At 70.6% G+C, this 18,098-nt stretch carries 21 protein-coding genes and 5 tRNA genes; 18 read left to right on the forward strand and 8 right to left on the reverse strand.

Translation table 11 applies throughout. The features are described 5' to 3' along the window. Nucleotides 1-282: 282 nt before the first annotated feature. Together ACZ4U1_RS26080 and gltX are read left to right on the forward strand one after the other, a co-directional pair. A complete protein-coding gene (locus ACZ4U1_RS26080) occupies nucleotides 283-1,068 on the forward strand; it encodes a fumarylacetoacetate hydrolase family protein (protein WP_467906424.1) in 786 nt (261 codons plus the stop codon). Then, nucleotides 1,061-2,545 (forward strand): glutamate--tRNA ligase, encoded by a 1,485-nt coding sequence (gene gltX, locus ACZ4U1_RS26085; protein ID WP_467906426.1) that lies wholly within the window; start codon nucleotides 1,061-1,063, stop codon nucleotides 2,543-2,545. The genes ACZ4U1_RS26080 and gltX overlap by 8 nt, the downstream gene beginning before the upstream one ends. 61 nt (nucleotides 2,546-2,606) lie before the next feature. Here gltX and ACZ4U1_RS26090 read toward each other — a convergent pair whose 3' ends face one another. Continuing rightward, nucleotides 2,607-2,891: a hypothetical protein gene (locus tag ACZ4U1_RS26090; RefSeq protein WP_467906427.1), complete on the reverse strand. Its 285-nt coding sequence runs from the start codon at nucleotides 2,889-2,891 to the stop codon at nucleotides 2,607-2,609. Between the two features lie 41 nt (nucleotides 2,892-2,932). Here ACZ4U1_RS26090 and ACZ4U1_RS26095 point away from each other — a divergent pair, with 41 nt between their 5' ends. The 6 genes from ACZ4U1_RS26095 (at nucleotide 2,933) to ACZ4U1_RS26120 (ending at nucleotide 4,216) form a co-directional block, all read left to right on the forward strand. Next, nucleotides 2,933-3,664, forward strand: a complete 732-nt coding sequence (locus ACZ4U1_RS26095; protein ID WP_467906429.1) for an HAD family hydrolase — start codon at nucleotides 2,933-2,935, stop codon at nucleotides 3,662-3,664. 90 nt (nucleotides 3,665-3,754) lie between these two features. Then, nucleotides 3,755-3,826, forward strand: a tRNA-Gln gene (locus ACZ4U1_RS26100). Between the two features lie 21 nt (nucleotides 3,827-3,847). Continuing rightward, nucleotides 3,848-3,920: transfer RNA gene (locus ACZ4U1_RS26105), tRNA-Glu, on the forward strand. 29 nt (nucleotides 3,921-3,949) lie between these two features. Beyond that, nucleotides 3,950-4,022, forward strand: a tRNA-Glu gene (locus tag ACZ4U1_RS26110). 21 nt (nucleotides 4,023-4,043) lie between these two features. Further along, nucleotides 4,044-4,115, forward strand: a tRNA-Gln gene (locus ACZ4U1_RS26115). Between the two features lie 28 nt (nucleotides 4,116-4,143). Continuing rightward, nucleotides 4,144-4,216 (forward strand) — tRNA-Glu (locus ACZ4U1_RS26120). A gap of 53 nt (nucleotides 4,217-4,269) precedes the next feature. Here the strand turns inward: ACZ4U1_RS26120 and ACZ4U1_RS26125 are convergent. Beyond that, nucleotides 4,270-4,914, reverse strand: coding sequence for a MerR family transcriptional regulator (locus ACZ4U1_RS26125; protein ID WP_467906430.1), 645 nt, complete (start codon nucleotides 4,912-4,914; stop codon nucleotides 4,270-4,272). A gap of 81 nt (nucleotides 4,915-4,995) precedes the next feature. Between ACZ4U1_RS26125 and ACZ4U1_RS26130 the strand changes: the two genes are divergently transcribed. Continuing rightward, the gene (locus tag ACZ4U1_RS26130; protein WP_467906432.1) at nucleotides 4,996-5,505 is read left to right on the forward strand and encodes a DUF4188 domain-containing protein; all 510 of its coding nucleotides are present in this window, start codon (nucleotides 4,996-4,998) and stop codon (nucleotides 5,503-5,505) included. A gap of 116 nt (nucleotides 5,506-5,621) precedes the next feature. Here ACZ4U1_RS26130 and ndgR read toward each other — a convergent pair whose 3' ends face one another. After that, nucleotides 5,622-6,338 carry an IclR family transcriptional regulator NdgR gene (gene ndgR / locus ACZ4U1_RS26135; protein ID WP_023546516.1) on the reverse strand — a complete coding sequence of 239 codons (717 nt, stop codon included), beginning with the start codon at nucleotides 6,336-6,338 and terminating at the stop codon, nucleotides 5,622-5,624. 207 nt (nucleotides 6,339-6,545) lie between these two features. Here ndgR and leuC point away from each other — a divergent pair, with 207 nt between their 5' ends. The 4 genes from leuC (at nucleotide 6,546) to ACZ4U1_RS26155 (ending at nucleotide 9,870) form a co-directional block, all read left to right on the forward strand. Continuing rightward, nucleotides 6,546-7,970, forward strand: coding sequence for a 3-isopropylmalate dehydratase large subunit (leuC, locus tag ACZ4U1_RS26140; RefSeq protein ID WP_467906434.1), 1,425 nt, complete (start codon nucleotides 6,546-6,548; stop codon nucleotides 7,968-7,970). Nucleotides 7,971-7,975: 5 nt separating this feature from the next. Next, nucleotides 7,976-8,569, forward strand: coding sequence for a 3-isopropylmalate dehydratase small subunit (gene leuD / locus ACZ4U1_RS26145; protein WP_467906435.1), 594 nt, complete (start codon nucleotides 7,976-7,978; stop codon nucleotides 8,567-8,569). A gap of 274 nt (nucleotides 8,570-8,843) precedes the next feature. Continuing rightward, nucleotides 8,844-9,074 carry an SCO5555 family protein gene (locus tag ACZ4U1_RS26150; protein ID WP_467906437.1) on the forward strand — a complete coding sequence of 77 codons (231 nt, stop codon included), beginning with the start codon at nucleotides 8,844-8,846 and terminating at the stop codon, nucleotides 9,072-9,074. A 136-nt stretch (nucleotides 9,075-9,210) separates the two neighbouring features. Further along, nucleotides 9,211-9,870 (forward strand): HU family DNA-binding protein, encoded by a 660-nt coding sequence (locus ACZ4U1_RS26155; protein ID WP_467906438.1) that lies wholly within the window; start codon nucleotides 9,211-9,213, stop codon nucleotides 9,868-9,870. A 71-nt stretch (nucleotides 9,871-9,941) separates the two neighbouring features. Here ACZ4U1_RS26155 and ACZ4U1_RS26160 read toward each other — a convergent pair whose 3' ends face one another. Both ACZ4U1_RS26160 and cofC read right to left on the reverse strand, forming a co-directional pair. After that, nucleotides 9,942-10,145, reverse strand: coding sequence for a hypothetical protein (locus ACZ4U1_RS26160; protein ID WP_467906440.1), 204 nt, complete (start codon nucleotides 10,143-10,145; stop codon nucleotides 9,942-9,944). Between the two features lie 60 nt (nucleotides 10,146-10,205). Further along, the gene (gene cofC / locus ACZ4U1_RS26165) at nucleotides 10,206-10,844 is read right to left on the reverse strand and encodes a 2-phospho-L-lactate guanylyltransferase (protein ID WP_467906441.1); all 639 of its coding nucleotides are present in this window, start codon (nucleotides 10,842-10,844) and stop codon (nucleotides 10,206-10,208) included. Nucleotides 10,845-10,997: 153 nt separating this feature from the next. Here cofC and ACZ4U1_RS26170 point away from each other — a divergent pair, with 153 nt between their 5' ends. The 3 genes from ACZ4U1_RS26170 to ACZ4U1_RS26180 all read left to right on the forward strand — a co-directional run bounded on the left by ACZ4U1_RS26170 (nucleotide 10,998) and on the right by ACZ4U1_RS26180 (nucleotide 14,072). Further along, a complete protein-coding gene (locus ACZ4U1_RS26170; protein WP_467906443.1) occupies nucleotides 10,998-11,804 on the forward strand; it encodes a lysophospholipid acyltransferase family protein in 807 nt (268 codons plus the stop codon). Beyond that, nucleotides 11,801-12,811, forward strand: coding sequence for an NAD(P)H-dependent glycerol-3-phosphate dehydrogenase (locus tag ACZ4U1_RS26175; RefSeq protein ID WP_467906444.1), 1,011 nt, complete (start codon nucleotides 11,801-11,803; stop codon nucleotides 12,809-12,811). The genes ACZ4U1_RS26170 and ACZ4U1_RS26175 overlap by 4 nt, the downstream gene beginning before the upstream one ends. Nucleotides 12,812-12,914: 103 nt before the next feature. Next, nucleotides 12,915-14,072 carry a D-alanine--D-alanine ligase family protein gene (locus ACZ4U1_RS26180; RefSeq protein ID WP_467906446.1) on the forward strand — a complete coding sequence of 386 codons (1,158 nt, stop codon included), beginning with the start codon at nucleotides 12,915-12,917 and terminating at the stop codon, nucleotides 14,070-14,072. A 12-nt stretch (nucleotides 14,073-14,084) separates the two neighbouring features. On the opposite strand, the gene ACZ4U1_RS26185 is transcribed toward ACZ4U1_RS26180, so the two are convergent. Further along, a complete protein-coding gene (locus ACZ4U1_RS26185; RefSeq protein WP_467906447.1) occupies nucleotides 14,085-14,606 on the reverse strand; it encodes a DUF3515 domain-containing protein in 522 nt (173 codons plus the stop codon). Between the two features lie 20 nt (nucleotides 14,607-14,626). Next, on the reverse strand, nucleotides 14,627-14,860 hold the full coding sequence (locus ACZ4U1_RS26190) for an Lrp/AsnC family transcriptional regulator (RefSeq protein WP_059252806.1): 234 nt from the start codon (nucleotides 14,858-14,860) through the stop codon (nucleotides 14,627-14,629). Nucleotides 14,861-15,130: 270 nt separating this feature from the next. Between ACZ4U1_RS26190 and ACZ4U1_RS26195 the strand changes: the two genes are divergently transcribed. Next, the gene (locus tag ACZ4U1_RS26195; RefSeq protein WP_467906448.1) at nucleotides 15,131-16,096 is read left to right on the forward strand and encodes a thiamine-phosphate kinase; all 966 of its coding nucleotides are present in this window, start codon (nucleotides 15,131-15,133) and stop codon (nucleotides 16,094-16,096) included. Next, complete coding sequence (gene thiD / locus ACZ4U1_RS26200; RefSeq protein ID WP_467906449.1) at nucleotides 16,093-16,887, forward strand: bifunctional hydroxymethylpyrimidine kinase/phosphomethylpyrimidine kinase; 795 nt, start codon at nucleotides 16,093-16,095, stop codon at nucleotides 16,885-16,887. The genes ACZ4U1_RS26195 and thiD overlap by 4 nt, the downstream gene beginning before the upstream one ends. Here thiD and ACZ4U1_RS26205 read toward each other — a convergent pair. Beyond that, nucleotides 16,868-18,070 (reverse strand): FAD-dependent monooxygenase, encoded by a 1,203-nt coding sequence (locus ACZ4U1_RS26205; protein WP_467906451.1) that lies wholly within the window; start codon nucleotides 18,068-18,070, stop codon nucleotides 16,868-16,870. The two genes, thiD and ACZ4U1_RS26205, sit on opposite strands and share 20 nt — an antisense overlap. Between the last annotated feature and the right edge of the window lie 28 nt (nucleotides 18,071-18,098).

The raw sequence follows: 18,098 nt of genomic DNA on the forward strand, positions 1-18,098 counted from the left end.
CCGCCGCTCCGGGCACTAGCTAACCAGTGAACTCGTTTAAGCACGCCAAGCAAAGATCCGAAGGGGCCCCCCCCCCCCCCCCCCCCGGCGCCCCCCCCCCCCCCCCCCCCCCCCCCCCCCCCCCCCCCCCCCCCCCGCTCCTCTTATCCGCAGAGACGGCGCACGATCCCGGGTGACCCGCCTCCGACCTGCGGTGATGCCCCCAGAAGCGAACAACTTCGCATAGCTCCGATAGCCTGAGGCGTCAGTACGCCGGTTCTCAGTGAGGGGCGCAAGGATCCCGTGCGCATCGCCAGGTTCTCCATCGACGGGAACGTAGCCTTCGGCGCGGTCGAGGGCGACAAGCAGGACGAACTCGTCCTCGACATCATCAAGGGCATCCCGTTCGCGGACTACGAACTGTCCGGGACGAAGGTGCCGCTCAGCAAGGTCAGGCTGCTCCCGCCGGTGCTCCCCAACAAGGTCGTGGCCTTCGCCCGCAACTACCGCGAGCACGCCCAGGAGCTGGGCAACGCGGTCCCCGAGGCGCCGTTCGCCTTCTTCAAGCCCTCCACCTCCGTGATCGGCCCCGGCGACGAGATCCAGTACCCGTCGTTCTCCGAGGACCTGCACCACGAGGCCGAGCTGGCCGTCGTCATCGGCCGCATGTGCCGCGAGGTCCCGCGCGAGCGCGTCAAGGACGTGATCTTCGGATACACGTGCGCCAACGACGTCACCGCCCGCGACGTGCAGAAGCGCGAGAAGCAGTGGGCCCGGGCCAAGGGCTTCGACACCTCCTGCCCGCTCGGCCCGTGGGTGGAGACGGACCTCTCGGTGGACGCCGCGAACGACCTCACCATCCAGCTCACGGTCAACGGCGAACAGCGCCAGCTGGGCCGCACGAGCGAGATGATCCACTCCATCGAGGACCTGATCGTCAACATCTCCGAGGCCATGACGCTGCTCCCCGGCGACGTCATCCTCACCGGCACCCCCGCGGGGGTCGGCCCCCTAGGTGTCGGCGACGAGGTCGCCGTCACCATCGAAGGCATCGGCACTCTCACCAACAAGGTTGTCAAGCGTGGCTAGCGCACCCGGCTCTCCCGTACGCGTCCGTTTCTGCCCCTCGCCCACCGGTAACCCGCACGTGGGCCTGGTCCGCACCGCCCTGTTCAACTGGGCGTTCGCCCGGCACCACCAGGGCACCCTGGTGTTCCGCATCGAGGACACCGACGCGGCCCGCGACTCGGAGGAGTCGTACAACCAGCTGCTCGACGCGATGCGCTGGCTCGGTTTCGACTGGGACGAGGGCCCCGAGGTCGGCGGCCCGCACGCGCCGTACCGCCAGTCGCAGCGCATGGACATCTACAAGGACGTCGCGCAGAAGCTCCTCGACGGCGGCTACGCCTACCGCTGCTACTGCTCCCAGGAGGAGCTGGACACCCGCCGCGAGGCCGCCCGCGCCGCCGGGAAGCCCTCCGGCTACGACGGCCACTGCCGCGAGCTGACCGCCGAGCAGGTCGAGGAGTACCAGGCCCAGGGCCGCACCCCGATCGTCCGCTTCCGGATGCCGGACGAGACGATCACCTTCACCGACCTGGTCCGCGGCGAGCTGACCTTCACGCCGGAGAACGTGCCCGACTACGGCATCGTCCGCGCGAACGGCGCCCCGCTGTACACGCTGGTCAACCCGGTCGACGACGCCCTGATGGAGATCACCCACGTCCTGCGCGGCGAGGACCTGCTCTCCTCCACCCCGCGCCAGATCGCCCTGTACAAGGCGCTGATCGAACTGGGCATCGCGCAGCAGATCCCGCAGTTCGGTCATCTCCCCTACGTCATGGGCGAGGGCAACAAGAAGCTCTCCAAGCGGGACCCGCAGTCCTCCCTCAACCTCTACCGGGAGCAGGGCTTCCTGCCCGAGGGCCTGCTCAACTACCTGTCGCTGCTGGGCTGGTCCCTCTCGGCGGACCAGGACATCTTCACGATCGAGGAGATGGTCGCGGCCTTCGACATCTCCGACGTGAACCCCAACCCGGCGCGCTTCGACCTGAAGAAGTGCGAGGCGATCAACGGCGACCACATCCGCATGCTGGATGTGAAGGAGTTCACCGAGCGCTGCCGCCCGTGGCTGAAGGCCCCGTTCGCCCCGTGGGCGCCGGAGGACTTCGACGAGGCGCGGTGGCAGGCGATCGCCCCGCACGCCCAGACCCGCCTCAAGGTCCTGTCGGAGATCACCGACAACGTCGACTTCCTCTTCCTCGCGCAGCCGGTCCACGACGAGGCTTCGTGGACCAAGGCCATGAAGGAGGGCAGCGACGCCCTGCTCCGCACGGCCCGGGAGAAGCTGGAGGCGGCCGACTGGACCTCCGCCGAGTCCCTCAAGGAGGCCGTCCTGGCCGCCGGCGAGGCGCACGGCCTGAAGCTCGGCAAGGCGCAGGCCCCGGTCCGCGTGGCCGTCACCGGCCGCACCGTCGGCCTGCCCCTCTTCGAGTCCCTGGAGATCCTGGGCAAGGAGAAGACGCTGGCCCGCATCGACGCGGCGCTGGCGAAGCTGGCCGCGTAACCGATCACCACGCCGACAGGGGCGGCACCCGGAACTCCGGGTGCCGCCCCTGTCGCGTTGGTCACTGGGCGTCGGCTTCGTCGACCAAGTAGTGGCTCTCGTCGAAGATCTCCAGCACGACGATGACCATGATCGCGCCGGCCACCATGTACTCCAGCACCACACCGGGGGCCACGTACGCCTTGCGCAGATGCTCGTCCGGGCCGAGCTGGGCAGTCGAGGTCTTGCGGAACGGGTCGCGGGCCAGTATCCGCAGGGCCGTGTCCAGCTGAGCCCGGCGAGTGCCAGGCAACATGTCGTACGTCGCCCGGGCCTCGACGGTGAACTGGACGCGGTACTCGTTCATGGCCCCCAGTTTGCCAGTCGTCCGACGGTACCGTCGGTGTCATGACGATCAGAGCCGTGGTCTGGGACGTGGACGACACGCTGTTCGACTACACGACCGCCGACCGTGAGGGGATGCGGGCGCATCTGGCGGCCGAGGGGCTGCTCGCCGGGTACGACAGCCCCGCGCAGGCCCTCGTGCGGTGGCGGGAGATCACCGATCGGCAGTGGGCGCGGTACGCGGCGGGGGAGTGCTCGTTCCAGGACCAGCGGCGCGACCGGGTGCGGGTCTTTCTCGGCGCCGAGCTGACCGACGCCGAGGCCGACGCCTGGTTCCAGCGGTACGTCGGGCACTACGAGGCCGCCTGGAGCCTCTTCCCGGACGTCCTGCCCGCCCTGGAGGCCCTCTCCGCCAGCCACCGGCACGCGGTGCTGTCCAACTCCAGCATCACCGTCCAGGAGCACAAGCTGCGCACCCTCGGCCTGCTCGACCGCTTCGAGTCCGTGCTCTGCGCCGCCGAGCTGGGCGTCTCCAAGCCGGAGCCGGGCGCCTTCCTGGCGTCCTGCGAGGCGCTGGGCCTGCCGCCGCACGAGGTGGCGTACGTCGGCGACCACCCCGAGATCGACGGGCGGGGCGCCGCCGAGGCCGGGCTGCTGTCGGTGTGGATCGACCGCGCAGGGGCCTGCGTACGGGCCGCCGGGGAGGTCGTCGCGCACCGGATCTCGACCCTCGCCGAACTCCCGGCGCTCGTCCGCGCGGATACCCGTTTTGGAGCCCCGTCCACCTTCGGGTAATGTTCTTTCTGCGCCGAGGGGAGCGGGCCGAAAGGCCGGAGCCCCGAGGAGCAGACTAGAACGAATACCCCGCAGGGGGTTGAGTTCCAGTGGCCTATGGTGTAATTGGCAGCACGACTGATTCTGGTTCAGTTAGTCTTGGTTCGAGTCCAGGTAGGCCAGCTCGCAGAGCTCATCTGCAAAGCCCCCGTTGTGTAGCGGCCTAGCACGCTGCCCTCTCAAGGCAGTAGCGCCGGTTCGAATCCGGTCGGGGGTACTGATCTCGATCTTGTCGGGATCGCTAGGGCCCCCGTTGTGTAGCGGCCTAGCACGCCGCCCTCTCAAGGCGGTAGCGCCGGTTCGAATCCGGTCGGGGGTACTGACTGGTCTAAACCATCATTGGTCTATGGTGTAATTGGCAGCACGACTGATTCTGGTTCAGTTAGTCTTGGTTCGAGTCCAGGTAGACCAGCTCGGACCTGCGGAAACGCAGTGTCCACGCCCCCGTTGTGTAGCGGCCTAGCACGCCGCCCTCTCAAGGCGGTAGCGCCGGTTCGAATCCGGTCGGGGGTACAACAGGAAGGCCCTTCGCTTCGGCGGAGGGCCTTCGTCGTGCCCGGCGCCGGCTACTCGAAGCCGTACCGCCGCGTCGACTCCTCCTCCTGGGCCAGCCGGCGCAGGGCCTGCAGCATCGGCTCGGTCAGCACCGCACCGAGCACCGCCGTCTCCACCTTCTCCGCCTCCGACGGATGCGTCTCCACGAAGTCCAGGTCGAGCCTGGCCACCTCGTGCATCAACTCGGCGTAGGAGGCGAGTAGTTCGAAGCCCCACTCGTACCCGAGCCGGCGGAACGCGGCCACCGCCACCACCAGCGAGCGGTACGCGGGGGAGACGGTCGCGAGCAGCCTGGCGTTCTGCCAGCCGAGCCGGTCCAGGAGCGCGTCGACCTCCTGCTGCGCGGCCCGGACGTACTCGTCCTCCTCGTCCGGCTCCGGCACCTGCGGCAGCGCCCACAGGGCCGCGCCCAGGCGCATCGAGCGGCCCAGGGAGTCGTCGTCCACGTGCCCGAGCACCTCCCGGACCGTGGCCACCGGGAGCCCGCCGACCTGGATCATCGCGCGCACCAGCCGCAGCCGGCGCAGGTGCTCCTCGTCGTACTCCGCCGTCGTCGTGTTGACCTGGCGGCCCGGTGGCAACAGCCCTTCCCGCAGGTAGTACTTGATCGTCGCGGTGGCCACACCGCTGCGTCTGCTCAGCTCGGCAAGCCGCATCCCTTGCGCTCCTTCTTGGATAACGGCACTATCCAAGCATGCGGGCTTTGGATAGCGGCGCTCACCGACGAGGGGGAACTCATGGTGTCCCGAACGACCGCTGACGCGCAGGGCGAGGTCGTCGTTCTGCTGATCGGCATGCGCATCCACCGCTTCCGGGCGGTGCATCTGTGGCTGCCCGTGATGCTGGCGATGTTCCGCATGCTGCGGGAACTGGAGAAGGACCCCGCGCGGGGGCTGCGCGCCAAGGTGATGCTGACGGCGTCGCCGCGGAGCTACTACATCGTCCAGTACTGGGAGTCCAAGGAGAAGCTGTACGCCTACGCGACCGCGCCGGACGCCTTCCACCACAAGGCCTGGGCACGGCTCAACCGCAAGGAGCGGACCGGGAAGCTGCGCGGGCAGGTGGGCATCTGGCACGAGACGTACGTGGTGCCGGAGGGGTCGTACGAGGCGATCTACGGGGACATGCCGGCGTTCGGTCTGGCCGAGGCGTACGGGCAGGTGCCGCTGGAGAAGCGGGGCCGGTACGCGAAGGACCGGTTCTCGTACCGCTCGCAGCGGGGTCCGGTGGCCGGGAAGACCGGCTGAACGGGGGGAGATCGGGGGGACCGGGGGAGCAGAGGAGGGCCTGCCGCGGCGTTGGGGCAGGCCCTCCTCGGCGCCTCGGTACGGCGTCTCGGTACGGCGTCTCCGTACGGCCGGGCTCAGCCGGAGCGGCGCAGGGCCTCCGAGAGGCGGGCCGCCGCGTCGATGACCGCCTGGGCGTGCATACGGCCCGGGTGGCGGGTCAGGCGCTCGATGGGGCCGGAGACGGACACGGCGGCCACCACGCGGTTGGAGGGGCCGCGAACGGGCGCGGAGACGGACGCGACGCCCGGCTCGCGCTCGCCGATGGACTGGGCCCAGCCGCGCCGCCGTACGCCCGACAGGGCCGTCGCCGTGAAGCGGGCGCCCTGCAGGCCCCGGTGCAGGCGCTCGGGCTCCTCCCAGGCCAGGAGGATCTGCGCGGAGGAGCCGGCCTTCATCGTGAGCGTGGAGCCGACCGGGACGGTGTCCCGCAGACCGGACAGGCGCTCCGCCGCGGCCACACAGATCCGCATGTCACCCTGGCGCCGGTAGAGCTGCGCGCTCTCGCCGGTGACATCGCGGAGGTGGGTGAGCACGGGGCCCGCCGTCGCGAGCAGGCGGTCCTCGCCCGCCGCCGCGGCGAGCTCCGCGAGGCGCGGTCCGAGGATGAACCGGCCCTGCATGTCGCGTGCCACCATGCGGTGGTGTTCCAGGGCCACGGCCAGGCGGTGGGCCGTGGGTCGTGCCAGTCCGGTGGCTCCGACCAGACCCGCGAGGGTGGCCGGACCGGACTCCAGAGCGCTCAGGACGAGGGCCGCCTTGTCCAGAACGCCGACGCCGCTACTGTTGTCCATGCAACGATACTCACGTCTCACTCTGTGAAACGCAAGTTCAATTTTCCGTGGAACGCGCCACCCTGGAATCACACAGCGGCCCGCAGACCAACGGGCCTGGCGGTGGACGCCCGGAATCACGACGTTCAGGGGCCCCGAGGAGGGCAGCCACCGCTCCTCAAGATCTCTAGTTGGGTCGGTGGACGCTTGCCGGCCGGAGGGAAAGCGATGGGTAGGACACTCGCGGAGAAGGTCTGGGACGACCATGTCGTCCGGCGCGCCGAGGGCGAGCCCGACCTCCTCTACATCGATCTGCACCTGCTGCACGAGGTGACCAGCCCCCAGGCCTTCGACGGGCTCCGCAAGAGCGGCCGCCAGGTGCGCCGTCTCGACCTCACCATCGCGACCGAGGACCACAACACCCCCACCCTCGACATCGACAAGCCCATCGCCGACCCCGTCTCCCGCGCCCAGCTGGAGACCCTGCGCAAGAACTGCGCCGAGTTCGGCGTGCGGCTGCACCCGCTGGGCGACGTCGAGCAGGGCGTCGTGCACGTCGTCGGCCCCCAGCTGGGCCTGACCCAGCCCGGCACGACCGTCGTCTGCGGCGACTCGCACACCTCCACGCACGGCGCCTTCGGCGCGCTGGCGTTCGGCATCGGCACCTCCCAGGTCGAGCACGTGCTGGCCACCCAGACGCTGCCGCTGGCCCGCCCGAAGACCATGGCGATCACGGTCGACGGCGAACTGCCCGAGGGCGTCACCGCCAAGGACCTGATCCTGGCGATCATCGCCAAGATCGGCACCGGCGGCGGCCAGGGCTACATCCTGGAGTACCGCGGCTCCGCCATCGAGAAGCTCTCGATGGAGGCCCGGATGACCATCTGCAACATGTCGATCGAGGCCGGCGCCCGCGCGGGCATGATCGCCCCCGACGAGACCACCTTCGCGTACCTGAAGGGCCGCCCGCACGCCCCCGAGGGCGCCGACTGGGACGCGGCCGTCGCGTACTGGAAGACCCTGAGGACCGACGAGGACGCCGTCTTCGACGCCGAGGTCCACATCGACGCCGCCTCGCTCTCCCCGTTCGTCACCTGGGGCACCAACCCCGGCCAGGGTGCGCCGCTTTCGGCGAACGTCCCCGACCCGGCTTCGTACGAAGACGCTTCGGAGCGCCTCGCCGCCGAAAAGGCCCTGGAATACATGGGGTTGGAGGCCGGACAGCCGCTGCGCTCCATCAAGGTGGACACCGTCTTCGTAGGCTCCTGCACCAACGGCCGCATCGAGGACCTGCGCGCCGCCGCCGAGCTGCTGAAGGGCCGCAAAGTCGCCGACGGCGTACGGATGCTGGTCGTCCCGGGCTCCGCGCGGGTGGGTCTGCAGGCCGTCTCCGAGGGCCTGGACGTGGTCTTCAAGGAGGCCGGCGCCGAATGGCGGCACGCCGGCTGCTCGATGTGCCTCGGCATGAACCCCGACCAGCTGGCCCCGGGCGAGCGCTCCGCCTCCACCTCCAACCGCAACTTCGAGGGCCGGCAGGGCAAGGGCGGCCGTACGCACCTGGTGTCGCCGCAGGTCGCGGCCGCGACCGCCGTCCTGGGCCACCTGGCCTCGCCCGCCGACCTGACCGACGCCCCCGCGCCCGCTGGAGTCTGAGAATCATGGAAGCCTTCACCACCCACACCGGCCGGGCCGTCCCGCTGCGCCGCAGCAACGTCGACACCGACCAGATCATCCCTGCTCACTGGCTCAAGAAGGTCACCCGGGACGGCTTCGAGGACGGTCTGTTCGAGGCCTGGCGCAAGGACCCCGAGTTCGTGCTCAACCGCCCCGAGCGGCAGGGTGCGACCGTCCTGGTCGCCGGCCCCGACTTCGGCACCGGCTCCTCCCGTGAGCACGCCGTCTGGGCGCTGCAGAACTACGGCTTCAAGGCCGTGATCTCCTCCCGCTTCGCCGACATCTTCCGCGGCAACTCGCTGAAGAACGGCCTGCTCACGGTGGTCCTGGACCAGAAGATCGTGGACGCGCTGTGGGAGCTGACCGAACAGGACCCCACTGCTGAGGTCACTGTGGACCTTGAGGCGCGTGAGGTGCGCGCCGAGGGCATCACCGCCTCCTTCGAGCTGGACGAGAACTCCCGCTGGCGGCTGCTGAACGGCCTGGACGACATCTCCATCACGCTCCAGAACGAGGCCGACATCGCCGCCTACGAGGCCGAGCGCCCCGCCTACAAGCCGCGCACGCTCCAGGTCTGATCCGGCTCGGCCGGACCCCCCGAGCGGGTCGGGTTTCGGCCACCGCAACACCCCCTCTGTACCCCCGATCGCCACGATTGGGGGTACAGCCATGTCTGCACCCGAACGGCCCTGCGATCACGCCCAGGTCAGCCCAACTTCCCATGTTAGGAAGGCTGTTGTCCGGGTACGTGAGTGCTGTGTTCGCGTCCGCCGCAAGTGCCTGCAAGGCCATTTGAGGCGGCAGTTACACCCTGCGCAGGCGACAACTCGCCCCAGATGGCACAATCTGTGCATGGAACACGACGGCCAACTCCAGCTCTATACGGCGGTCGCGAACCAACTCAAGGAAGCGCACGCAAGGGTGCGCGCACTGCAAGTCCCGGAGGGCGTACGGATGGCGCTGACCCGGAAGCTGCTGGTCATTACGGCCGCGGCCAAGCACGATCTCGCCGACGCGGCAAGCCGGCTCGATCGGTTCACGGCGGACCTCGACGCGGGTCGGATCCCCGAAGAGGACCGCTGAACCGTCCGGGACGGCCGAGTCCGTTGCGGCACAAGGGTGATAAGCCCGTTTCGTGTTTGATTTGCGGTATATATCTGCCTAACGTGCGAAAAAGCTTGAACACTTTCGTTCTGGCGAAGTCTCCGAAGGGGAAGACGTGAACAAGGCGCAGCTCGTAGAAGCGATTGCCGACAAGGTGGGTGGCCGCCAGCAGGCCGCCGACGCTGTCGATCATGTCCTGGACGCCATCGTCCGCGCGGTCGTCGCGGGCGAGCGGGTCTCGGTCACCGGCTTCGGGTCCTTCGAGAAGGTGGACCGCCCCGCCCGCTACGCCCGCAACCCCCAGACGGGCGAGCGGGTTCGGGTCAAGAAGACCTCCGTGCCGCGATTCCGCGCCGGTCAGGGCTTCAAGGACCTGGTGAGCGGCTCGAAGAAGCTCCCGCGCGGGGGCGAGGTCTCGGTCAAGAAGGCGCCCAAGGGCAGCCTGACCGGCGGCGCCGCGGCGACGACGGTCAAGAAGGCCGCCGCCAAGAAGACCACCAAGGCCGCCGCGAAGAAGGCCACCACCGCCAAGAAGGCGGCACCGGCGAAGAAGACCACGGCCGCCGCGAAGAAGACCACGGCGAAGAAGGCGCCCGCCGCCAAGAAGACCACGGCGGCCGCCAAGACCACCGCCGCGAAGAAGACCACCGCCAAGAAGGCGACGGCCAAGAAGGCCCCGGCCAAGAAGGTCACCGCGAAGAAGGCCCCGGCCAAGAAGTCGACGGCCCGCAAGACCACCGCCAAGAAGACCACCGCCCGCAAGGCGACGTCGTAAGGCCGCCAGGGCATTCACGCGCCGGGCCGGACTCCCCTGGGGAGCCCGGCCCGCGGCGTGTGTAAGGGCAGTTACAGGGTTTGAAGGGTTACGAGGGTGATCCGCACGGCCTCGCCCTCGCCCTCCGTCTCGATCCGCACGCGCTGTCCGGGGCGCAGCAGTCGCAGGCCTCCGGCGTCGAACGCGGCGGTGTCGAAGGGCACCGGGGTGCCGTCGTCGAGGAGCACCTGACCGCTGCGGGTGTCCGGGTCGTAGGTGTATGCGGTGGCCTGCATGGCAGCAGCCTACTGGTCGCTGCGGATCCGGGTTCCGCCTCAGGGTCGTGGGCGGCGCCTTCAGGAGCCCGGGATCAGTAAGCCCGCCGATGCCGTCGCCGTGTGCCGGCCCACCCCGAGCCGCAGTGCCGCGCGCAGATCGTCTCCGGTGTCCACGTCCTGCCGTACCGAATCGACCCCCGTGAGCGCGAGTTCCGTCGCGCCGGAGGCGCGGTGGCGGGAGCGGGAATCGATGCCGAACGCCGGCTGCAATTCCCGGCCGGGACTCGCGGCCAGCAGGGTCGTACCCCGTTCCGCCGCATCCGCCAGAAATGCCCGGGGGAATTCCGCGGCAGCGGCCAGCACCCGGGCCAATTCCGGCGACCGCAGGGCCGGCAGATCGGCGTTCAGGGCCGCCACCGGCGTATCCGGGCGCAGCGACCGCACGGCGGCCGCGCCGTGCGCCAGGGCGGCGTTCAGGCCGCTGCGGGGGGCGTCCGGGAGGATCCGCGCGCCCAGCGCGGCCAGCTCCCGGCCGGCCAGCTCGTCGTCCGTGACGACCGCCACATCCGCCACCGCCGGGCAGGCCAGCGCCGCGCCGACGGTGTCCTGCGCGAACGCCAGTGCCAGCCCCGGGCGCACCCCGTCGTGGGCGGTGTCCGCGAGCCTGCTCTTGGCCCGCGCCAGGGGCTTCAGGGGGATGACCAAGGTCCACTGCACCGGCGTACCGTCCCTCTCTCGTCGCGCTCATTGTCCCCCGCGCCATCTGGCGCGTTCGGTGGCGGGGCGTACGGTGTTCTCGACAGACCGGCGGCCCGGGGCCACACTTGTGCGGCCCCCGCCGGGGTGGCAGTCCTAGAGGAAGGTGTCCTTGTGCCCCGCCGCAGAATCGGCTTCTGGTACCGCTTCGCCGCGGTGATCTGCAAACCGCCGCTGGTGGTTCTGATCAAGCGGGACTGGCGTGGAATGGAGCACATTCCGGCCGAGGGCGGATTTATCACCGCGGTGAACCACAATTCCCACCTGGACCCCTTCGCGTACGCGCACTATCAGTACAACACCGGGCGGGTGCCGCGATTCCTGGCGAAGAGCGGGCTTTTCAAGAAGGGATTCGTCGGTGCCGCGATGCGCGGCACCGGGCAGATCCCCGTCTACCGTGAGTCCACGGACGCCCTGAGCGCCTTCCGGGCCGCGATCGACGCCGTTGAGCGCGGCGAGTGCGTGGCCTTCTACCCCGAGGGCACCCTCACCCGCGACCCGAACGGCTGGCCCATGACCGGCAAGACCGGCGCCGCCCGGGTCGCCCTGCAGACCAAGTGCCCGGTCATCCCGGTCGCCCAGTGGGGCGCCAACGAACTGCTGCCGCCGTACGCCAAGAAGCCGAACCTCTTCCCGCGCAAGACGCACCACGTGCTCGCGGGCCCGCCCGTGGACCTCTCCCGCTTCTACGACCGGGAGATGACCCCGGAGGTGCTCAAGGAGGCCACCGAGGTCATCATGGCGGCCATCACCCGCCAGCTGGAGGAGATCCGCGGCGAGAAGGCGCCCGAGACGCCGTACGACCCGCGCCGTGAGCGGATCGAGCAGCGGCGCCGCACCCAGGCACAGACGAAGGCACGGACGCAGGCACAGACGCCGGCGCAGGCGCAGGGCCGGCAAGCGGAGGAGCAGAGCAAGTGAGCAAGCCTGTGCGGGCGGCCGTCATGGGCACCGGTTCGTGGGGCACCGCCTTCGGCATGGTCCTCGCCGACGCCGGCTGTGACGTGACCCTGTGGGCCCGCCGACCGGAGCTGGCCGAGGCGGTCAACTCCACCCGGACCAACCCCGACTACCTGCCCGGCGTGGAACTCCCGCAGAACCTGCGCGCCACCGCGGACGCGGCCGAGGCCCTCAGGGACGCGGACTTCACCGTGCTCGCCGTCCCCTCCCAGACCCTGCGCGCCAACCTCACCGAGTGGGCGCCGCTGCTCGCGCCGGACACCGTGCTCGTCTCCCTGATGAAGGGCGTCGAACTCGGCTCCACCATGCGGATGAGCGAGGTCATCGAGGACGTCGCCAAGGTCGGCACCGACCGGATCGCGGTCGTCACCGGACCCAACCTGGCCCGCGAGATCGCCGCCCGCATGCCCGCCCTGGCCGTCGTGGCCTGCACCGACGAGCGGGTCGCCCAGCGGCTCCAGGCCGCCTGCCACACGCCGTACTTCCGGCCGTACACCAACACCGACGTGGTCGGCTGCGAACTCGCCGGTGCGGTCAAGAACGTCATCGGGCTCGCGGTCGGCATCGCCGACGGCATGGGACTGGGCGACAACGCCAAGGGCTCGCTCATCACGCGCGGCCTCGCCGAGACCACCCGGCTCGGCCTCGCGATGGGCGCCGACCCGCTGACCTTCTCCGGACTCGCGGGCCTGGGCGACCTGGTGGCCACCTGCTCCTCGCCGCTGTCGCGCAACCACACCTTCGGCACCAACCTCGGCAAGGGCATGACCCTGGAGGAGACCATCGCGGTCACCAGGCAGACCGCCGAGGGCGTCAAGTCCTGCGAGTCCGTGCTGGATCTGGCCCGCCGGCACGGCGTCGACATGCCCATCACCGAGACGGTCGTCAGCATCGTCCACGAGGGCAAGTCGCCGGTCGTCGCGCTCAAGGAGCTGATGGCCCGCAGCGCCAAGCCCGAAAGGCACTGAAACCACCCGCGCGCGACGCTGAGCGACCGCCCGGGGGACACGGAGTCACGGCCGTGGAGCGGGCGCTGACTCGCGGGATACCAGCGGGTACTCTCAACCCGATATGAGCACCGAGAACCTTCCCCAGAGCCCTGAGCAGCCGTCGCGCAAGCCGCGCGTCGCCGTCGTGTTCGGCGGCCGCAGCTCCGAACACGGGATCTCCGTGGTCACCGCCGGCGCCGTCCTCAAGGCCATCGACCGGACGAAGTACGACGTCCTGCCGATCGGCATCACCGCGGACGGCCGCTGGGCGCTGACGGCCGACGAGCCGGAGCGGATGGCCATCACCGACCGCCGTACCCCCAGCGTGGAGGAGCTGGCGGAGTCGCACGAGGGCGGCGTGGTGCTCCCCGTCGACCCCGCGAACCGCGAGGTCGTCTACAGCGAGCCCGGCTCCGTGCCCAAGGCGCTCGGCGAGGTCGACGTGGTCTTCCCGGTGCTCCACGGCCCCTACGGCGAGGACGGCACCCTGCAGGGCCTGCTGGAGCTGTCCGGTGTGCCGTACGTCGGCTCGGGCGTGCTCGCCTCGGCCGTCGGCCAGGACAAGGAGTACATGAAGCGGGTGTTCACCTCCTTCGGGCTCAAGGTCGGCCCGTACGTGGTGATCCGGCCCCGCGAGTGGGCGCAGGACGAGTCCGCCGCCCGCAAGAAGATCGTCGACTTCGCCGGTGAGCACGGCTGGCCGCTGTTCGTGAAGCCCGCGCGCGCGGGTTCCTCCATCGGCATCACCAAGGTCGACGACCTGTCCGGCCTGGACGAGGCGATCGCCGAGGCGCAGGCGCACGACCCGAAGATCCTCGTCGAGGCGGCCGTACGGGGCCGTGAGATCGAGTGCGGCGTCCTGGAGTTCGAGGACGGCCCGCGCGCCTCCGTCCCGGCCGAGATCCCGCCGCCGGACGCGCACGCGTACTACGACTTCGAGGCCAAGTACATCGACTCCACGCCCGGTGTCGTCCCGGCCCCGCTCACCGAGGAGCAGACCGCCGAGGTGCGCCGGCTCGCGGTCGAGGCGTTCGACGCGGCCTCCTGCGAGGGCCTGGTCCGCGCGGACTTCTTCCTCACCGAGGACGGCGAGTTCGTGATCAACGAGATCAACACCATGCCCGGCTTCACGCCGATCTCGATGTACCCGAAGATGTGGCAGGAGACCGGCATCAGCTACCCCGAGCTGGTGGACCGCCTGGTGCAGGCGGCGCTGCGCCGCCCGACCGGGCTGCGCTGACCCAGCGGCGGGTCAGTGCCGCATGGAGGCCATCCCCTCCGGGACCGCCTTCTTGACGGCCGTCGCCAGGTCCATCAGCACCTGGGCGCTGTCGTCCGACCCGGACAGCTCCTTCGGCAGGGTCACCTGCACATACGCCCGACGACCGGACGTGGTGAACCGCCACGTCCCGTCGTCCTGCTTCTCCATCAGCCAGTCCACGCCGTTGACCCCGCCGCCGACCGCGTCCGGGTCATTGCCCTGGGCGACCTTGGGATCGACCATCTTCGGCGGCCGGACGATGCCGCAGCGCAGTATGATCGCCGGGCTTCCCCAGCCCGCCGTGTAGGCGGACCGGGGCTCGGGGTCCTGGCGGCTTCGCCCGTCCACCTTCCGGGGCAGCACCTTGTCCAGGTCACGGCAGAGCGGGGCGGTCTTCGCGTCGGGGGTGGGGGCCGCGACGGTGCCGCCGTCGTCCGCGGTGGAGCAGCCCGCGACCGCGATGAGCAGGGCGGGCGCGAGCAGGCGGACAGGCCGGTGACGGAAGATGTTCACCGGCCCAGCGTAGACGGGGGCTACAGATGGACGACCGGGCAGGTCAGGGTGCGCGTGATGCCGTCCACCTGCTGGACCTTGGCGACCACCATGCGGCCGAGTTCGTCGACGGTGTCGGCCTGGGCGCGCACGATCACGTCGTACGGTCCCGTCACGTCCTCCGCCTGGAGAACTCCAGGGATCTTGCTGATCGTCTCGGCGACGGTCGACGCCTTGCCGACCTCCGTCTGGATCAGGATGTACGCCTGTACCACGGAACCTCCAGGGCGGCCACGAGGATCATGTGGGGGAAAGGAACGCCACGGTATCGCGTCGCCGCTCCCCGCGGGGAGACCTGCGGGAACCGGGCTTGCGCGCCAGGGTGCAGGCACGACGGACATTGACGGTCACCCGGACCGTACCGACGGTCATCGACGACCGGGCCGGCGGTCATCGAGGACCGCGGCTTACGGTCCTCTCGACCGTATCGGGGACACTGATGACGCGCGACCGGGCAGGGCACGGCACAGAAGGGGCTTGAGGCAATGAAGGGCACAGTGGGTGAGCTAGGTGAGTTCGGGCTCATCAGGGAGCTGACCTCCCGTCTCACCACCACCCCGGCGGTCCGGGTCGGCCCCGGCGACGACGCCGCGGTGGTCGCCGCGCCCGACCGGCGGGTGGTGGCGAGCACCGACATCCTGCTGGAGGGCCGGCACTTCCGCCGCGACTGGTCCACGGCCTACGACGTCGGCCGCAAGGCCGCCGCGCAGAACCTCGCCGACATCGCCGCGATGGGCGCCGTACCGACCGCGCTGCTGCTCGGCCTGGTCGTCCCGGCCGAACTACCGGTCACCTGGCCCACCGAGCTGATGGACGGCCTGCGCGACGAGTGCCAGGTCGCCGGCGCCGCCGTGGTCGGCGGGGACGTCGTACGCGGCGACACGATCATGGTGTCGATCACCGCGCTCGGTGATCTGCGCAACCAGGAGCCCGTCACGCGCGCGGGTGCCCAGCCCGGCGACATCGTGGCCGTCACCGGCTGGCTGGGCTGGTCCGCGGCCGGGTACGCGGTGCTCGCCCGCGGTTTCCGCTCGCCGCGCGCCTTCGTGGAGGCCCACCGGCGCCCCGAGCCGCCGTACCACGCGGGCCCGGCCGCCGCCGCGCTCGGCGCCACCGCGATGTGCGACGTCAGCGACGGCCTGATCGCCGACCTCGGGCACATCGCCGAGGCCAGCAAGGTCCGTATCGACATCCGCTCCGGCGCGATCGACATCCCCACGCAGATGAACGACATCGGGCAGGCCGTCGGCGTGGACCCGCTGCAGTGGGTGCTGACCGGGGGAGAGGACCACGCGATCGTGGCCACCTTCCCGCCGGACGCCAAGCTTCCGGCCCGCTGGAAGGTCATCGGCGAGGTCCTCAACCCCTCCGCGCTGCCCCAGGTGACGGTCGACGGGGCACCCTGGACCAGCAAGGGCGGCTGGGACCACTTCGGGGACATCGAGTCATGATCCCCCGGGTGCTCACGGTGGCGGGCTCGGACTCCGGCGGCGGCGCCGGCGTCCAGGCCGACCTGAAGACGATGCTCGCGCTGGGCGTGCACGGCATGAGCGTGCTCACCGCGGTGACCGCGCAGAACTCCCTGGGGGTGCAGGGCGCCTGGGAGCTGCCGGTGGAGGCGGTGCGGGCCCAGTACCGCAGCGTCGTGGACGACATCGGCGTCCAGGCCGTGAAGACCGGCATGCTGGCCTCCGCCGAACTGGTCGAGGCGGTCGCCGATTTGATCTCCGGCACGGACGCGCCGGCCGTGGTCGACCCGGTCGGCGTCTCCAAGCACGGAGACCCGCTGCTGGCCGCCTCCGCGCTGGACTCCGTACGCACGAAACTGCTCCCGGCCGCCACCGTCGCCACCCCGAACCTGGACGAGGTCGCCCAACTCACCGGCGTCCGCGTCCAGTCGGAGAACGATCTACGGCGGGCCGCCGCGGCCGTGCTGGAGTTCGGGCCGCGGTGGGTGCTGATCAAGGGCGGGCACCTCGCGGGCGACGCCGTGGACCTGCTCACCGACGGCACCGAGGAACACGTCCTCCGGGCGCCCCGCCACGACAACCGGCACACCCACGGCACGGGCTGCACCCTCGCCTCCGCGATCGCCTGCGGACTGGCCGAGGGGCGGTCCGTGCCGGAGGCGGTCACGGCGGCCAAGGAGTACGTCACCGGGGCGATCGCCGCCGGGTTCTCCCTCGGCGCCGGCATCGGACCCGTGGACCACGGCTGGGCGCTCAGGCGGGGTACTCCCTGAGGTCGATGGCGGTCGCCGCCCTCTCCGTCAGCCGCTTGAAGAACCCGGCCAGCATCCGCGAGCCGAGCAGCCGGTACATCCGGTCCCGGCTGCGGATGCGCCGCTCGGTGGCCGGCGCGAAGAACGGCCCCGCGTTGCCGGAGATCTTCTGGCAGCCCTTGGCGAAGTCCCGGATCCGGCTCTCGTAGGCGGCCAGCGCGACCCGGTGCTCGCCGCCCGCCAGGGCCAGCTCACCGGCGAGGACATAGGCGGCGACGATCGCCACGCCCGTGCCCATGCCGCCCATCGTCGCCCCGTACCCGGCATCCCCGAGCAGCGCCACCCGGCCCCGGGTGAGACGGTCGATGTGGATCTGCGCGATGGCGTCGAGGTACAGGTCGTCGGTCTCCGCGAGACCCCTCAGCACGGCCGGTGTCTCCCAGCCCATCCCGGCGAACCGCTCGGTGAGGATCCGCTTCTGCGCCTCGACGTCCCGGCGGTCGTACGCCAGCCGCTCGGACCGGAAGACCAGCAGGGCGCCGGCCCGCTCCGGGTCGCCGTCGTAGTTGTTGAGGCCGACACAGCGACCGGGCTCGCTGTACAGCCGGCCGGTGCGGTTCAGGCCCAGGTGGTTGGGGAGGGTGAAGCCGGCCACGTAGTGGTCGAGGAAGCGCAGGTAGCGGGACTCGTCCCCGAAGACCAGCCGGCGGGTGTTCGAGTGCAGGCCGTCGGCGCCGACGACGAGGTCGAAGCGGCGGGGCGCCCCCCGCTCGAACGCGACCTCGACGCCCCGCGGGGTGTCGGTCAGCGCCGTGACGGAGTCGCCGAAGACGTACTCCGCCGAGTCCTTCGTCCGCTCGTACATGATCCGGGCCAGGTCGCCGCGGAAGATCTCCACATCGCCGCTCATCATCTCCGCGGGCAGGTCCACCCGCGGGGTGCCGTCGGCGGCGACGACGCTCTGCGGGCCCATGCGGGTCTGGTGGGCGTGGACGTCGTCCCAGATGCCCATCGCGGTGAGCACCGTACGGTGCACGTGCCCCCGGAAGTCGACCGCGAAGCCGCCGGCGCGCAGGGCGGGCGCCTTCTCCACGACCGTGACCCGGGCGCCGTAGCGGGCCAGGTTCAGGGCGAGGGCGGGGCCGGCGACGCTGGCGCCGGAGATCAGGACGGACAGGTGGCCGAGGTCGTGTGTCTTCGTCATGCCGGCCACGGTCCCGGACCCCGCTTAC

This window comes from Streptomyces sp. NPDC028928, assembly GCF_055564915.1.

Bases quoted from the DNA above. Each gene is read 5' to 3' on its own strand.
- ndgR (WP_023546516.1), bottom strand. From the start codon at position 6,338: ATGGACAACAGTAGCGGCGTCGGCGTTCTGGACAAGGCGGCCCTCGTC.
- ACZ4U1_RS26090 (WP_467906427.1), bottom strand. From the start codon at position 2,891: ATGAACGAGTACCGCGTCCAGTTCACCGTCGAGGCCCGGGCGACGTAC.
- ACZ4U1_RS26205 (WP_467906451.1), bottom strand. From the start codon at position 18,070: ATGACGAAGACACACGACCTCGGCCACCTGTCCGTCCTGATCTCCGGC.
- ACZ4U1_RS26095 (WP_467906429.1), top strand. From the start codon at position 2,933: ATGACGATCAGAGCCGTGGTCTGGGACGTGGACGACACGCTGTTCGAC.
- ACZ4U1_RS26130 (WP_467906432.1), top strand. From the start codon at position 4,996: ATGGTGTCCCGAACGACCGCTGACGCGCAGGGCGAGGTCGTCGTTCTG.
- thiD (WP_467906449.1), top strand. From the start codon at position 16,093: ATGATCCCCCGGGTGCTCACGGTGGCGGGCTCGGACTCCGGCGGCGGC.
- ACZ4U1_RS26160 (WP_467906440.1), bottom strand. From the start codon at position 10,145: ATGCAGGCCACCGCATACACCTACGACCCGGACACCCGCAGCGGTCAG.
- leuD (WP_467906435.1), top strand. From the start codon at position 7,976: ATGGAAGCCTTCACCACCCACACCGGCCGGGCCGTCCCGCTGCGCCGC.
- ACZ4U1_RS26150 (WP_467906437.1), top strand. From the start codon at position 8,844: ATGGAACACGACGGCCAACTCCAGCTCTATACGGCGGTCGCGAACCAA.
- ACZ4U1_RS26180 (WP_467906446.1), top strand. From the start codon at position 12,915: ATGAGCACCGAGAACCTTCCCCAGAGCCCTGAGCAGCCGTCGCGCAAG.
- ACZ4U1_RS26125 (WP_467906430.1), bottom strand. From the start codon at position 4,914: ATGCGGCTTGCCGAGCTGAGCAGACGCAGCGGTGTGGCCACCGCGACG.
- leuC (WP_467906434.1), top strand. From the start codon at position 6,546: ATGGGTAGGACACTCGCGGAGAAGGTCTGGGACGACCATGTCGTCCGG.
- ACZ4U1_RS26195 (WP_467906448.1), top strand. From the start codon at position 15,131: ATGAAGGGCACAGTGGGTGAGCTAGGTGAGTTCGGGCTCATCAGGGAG.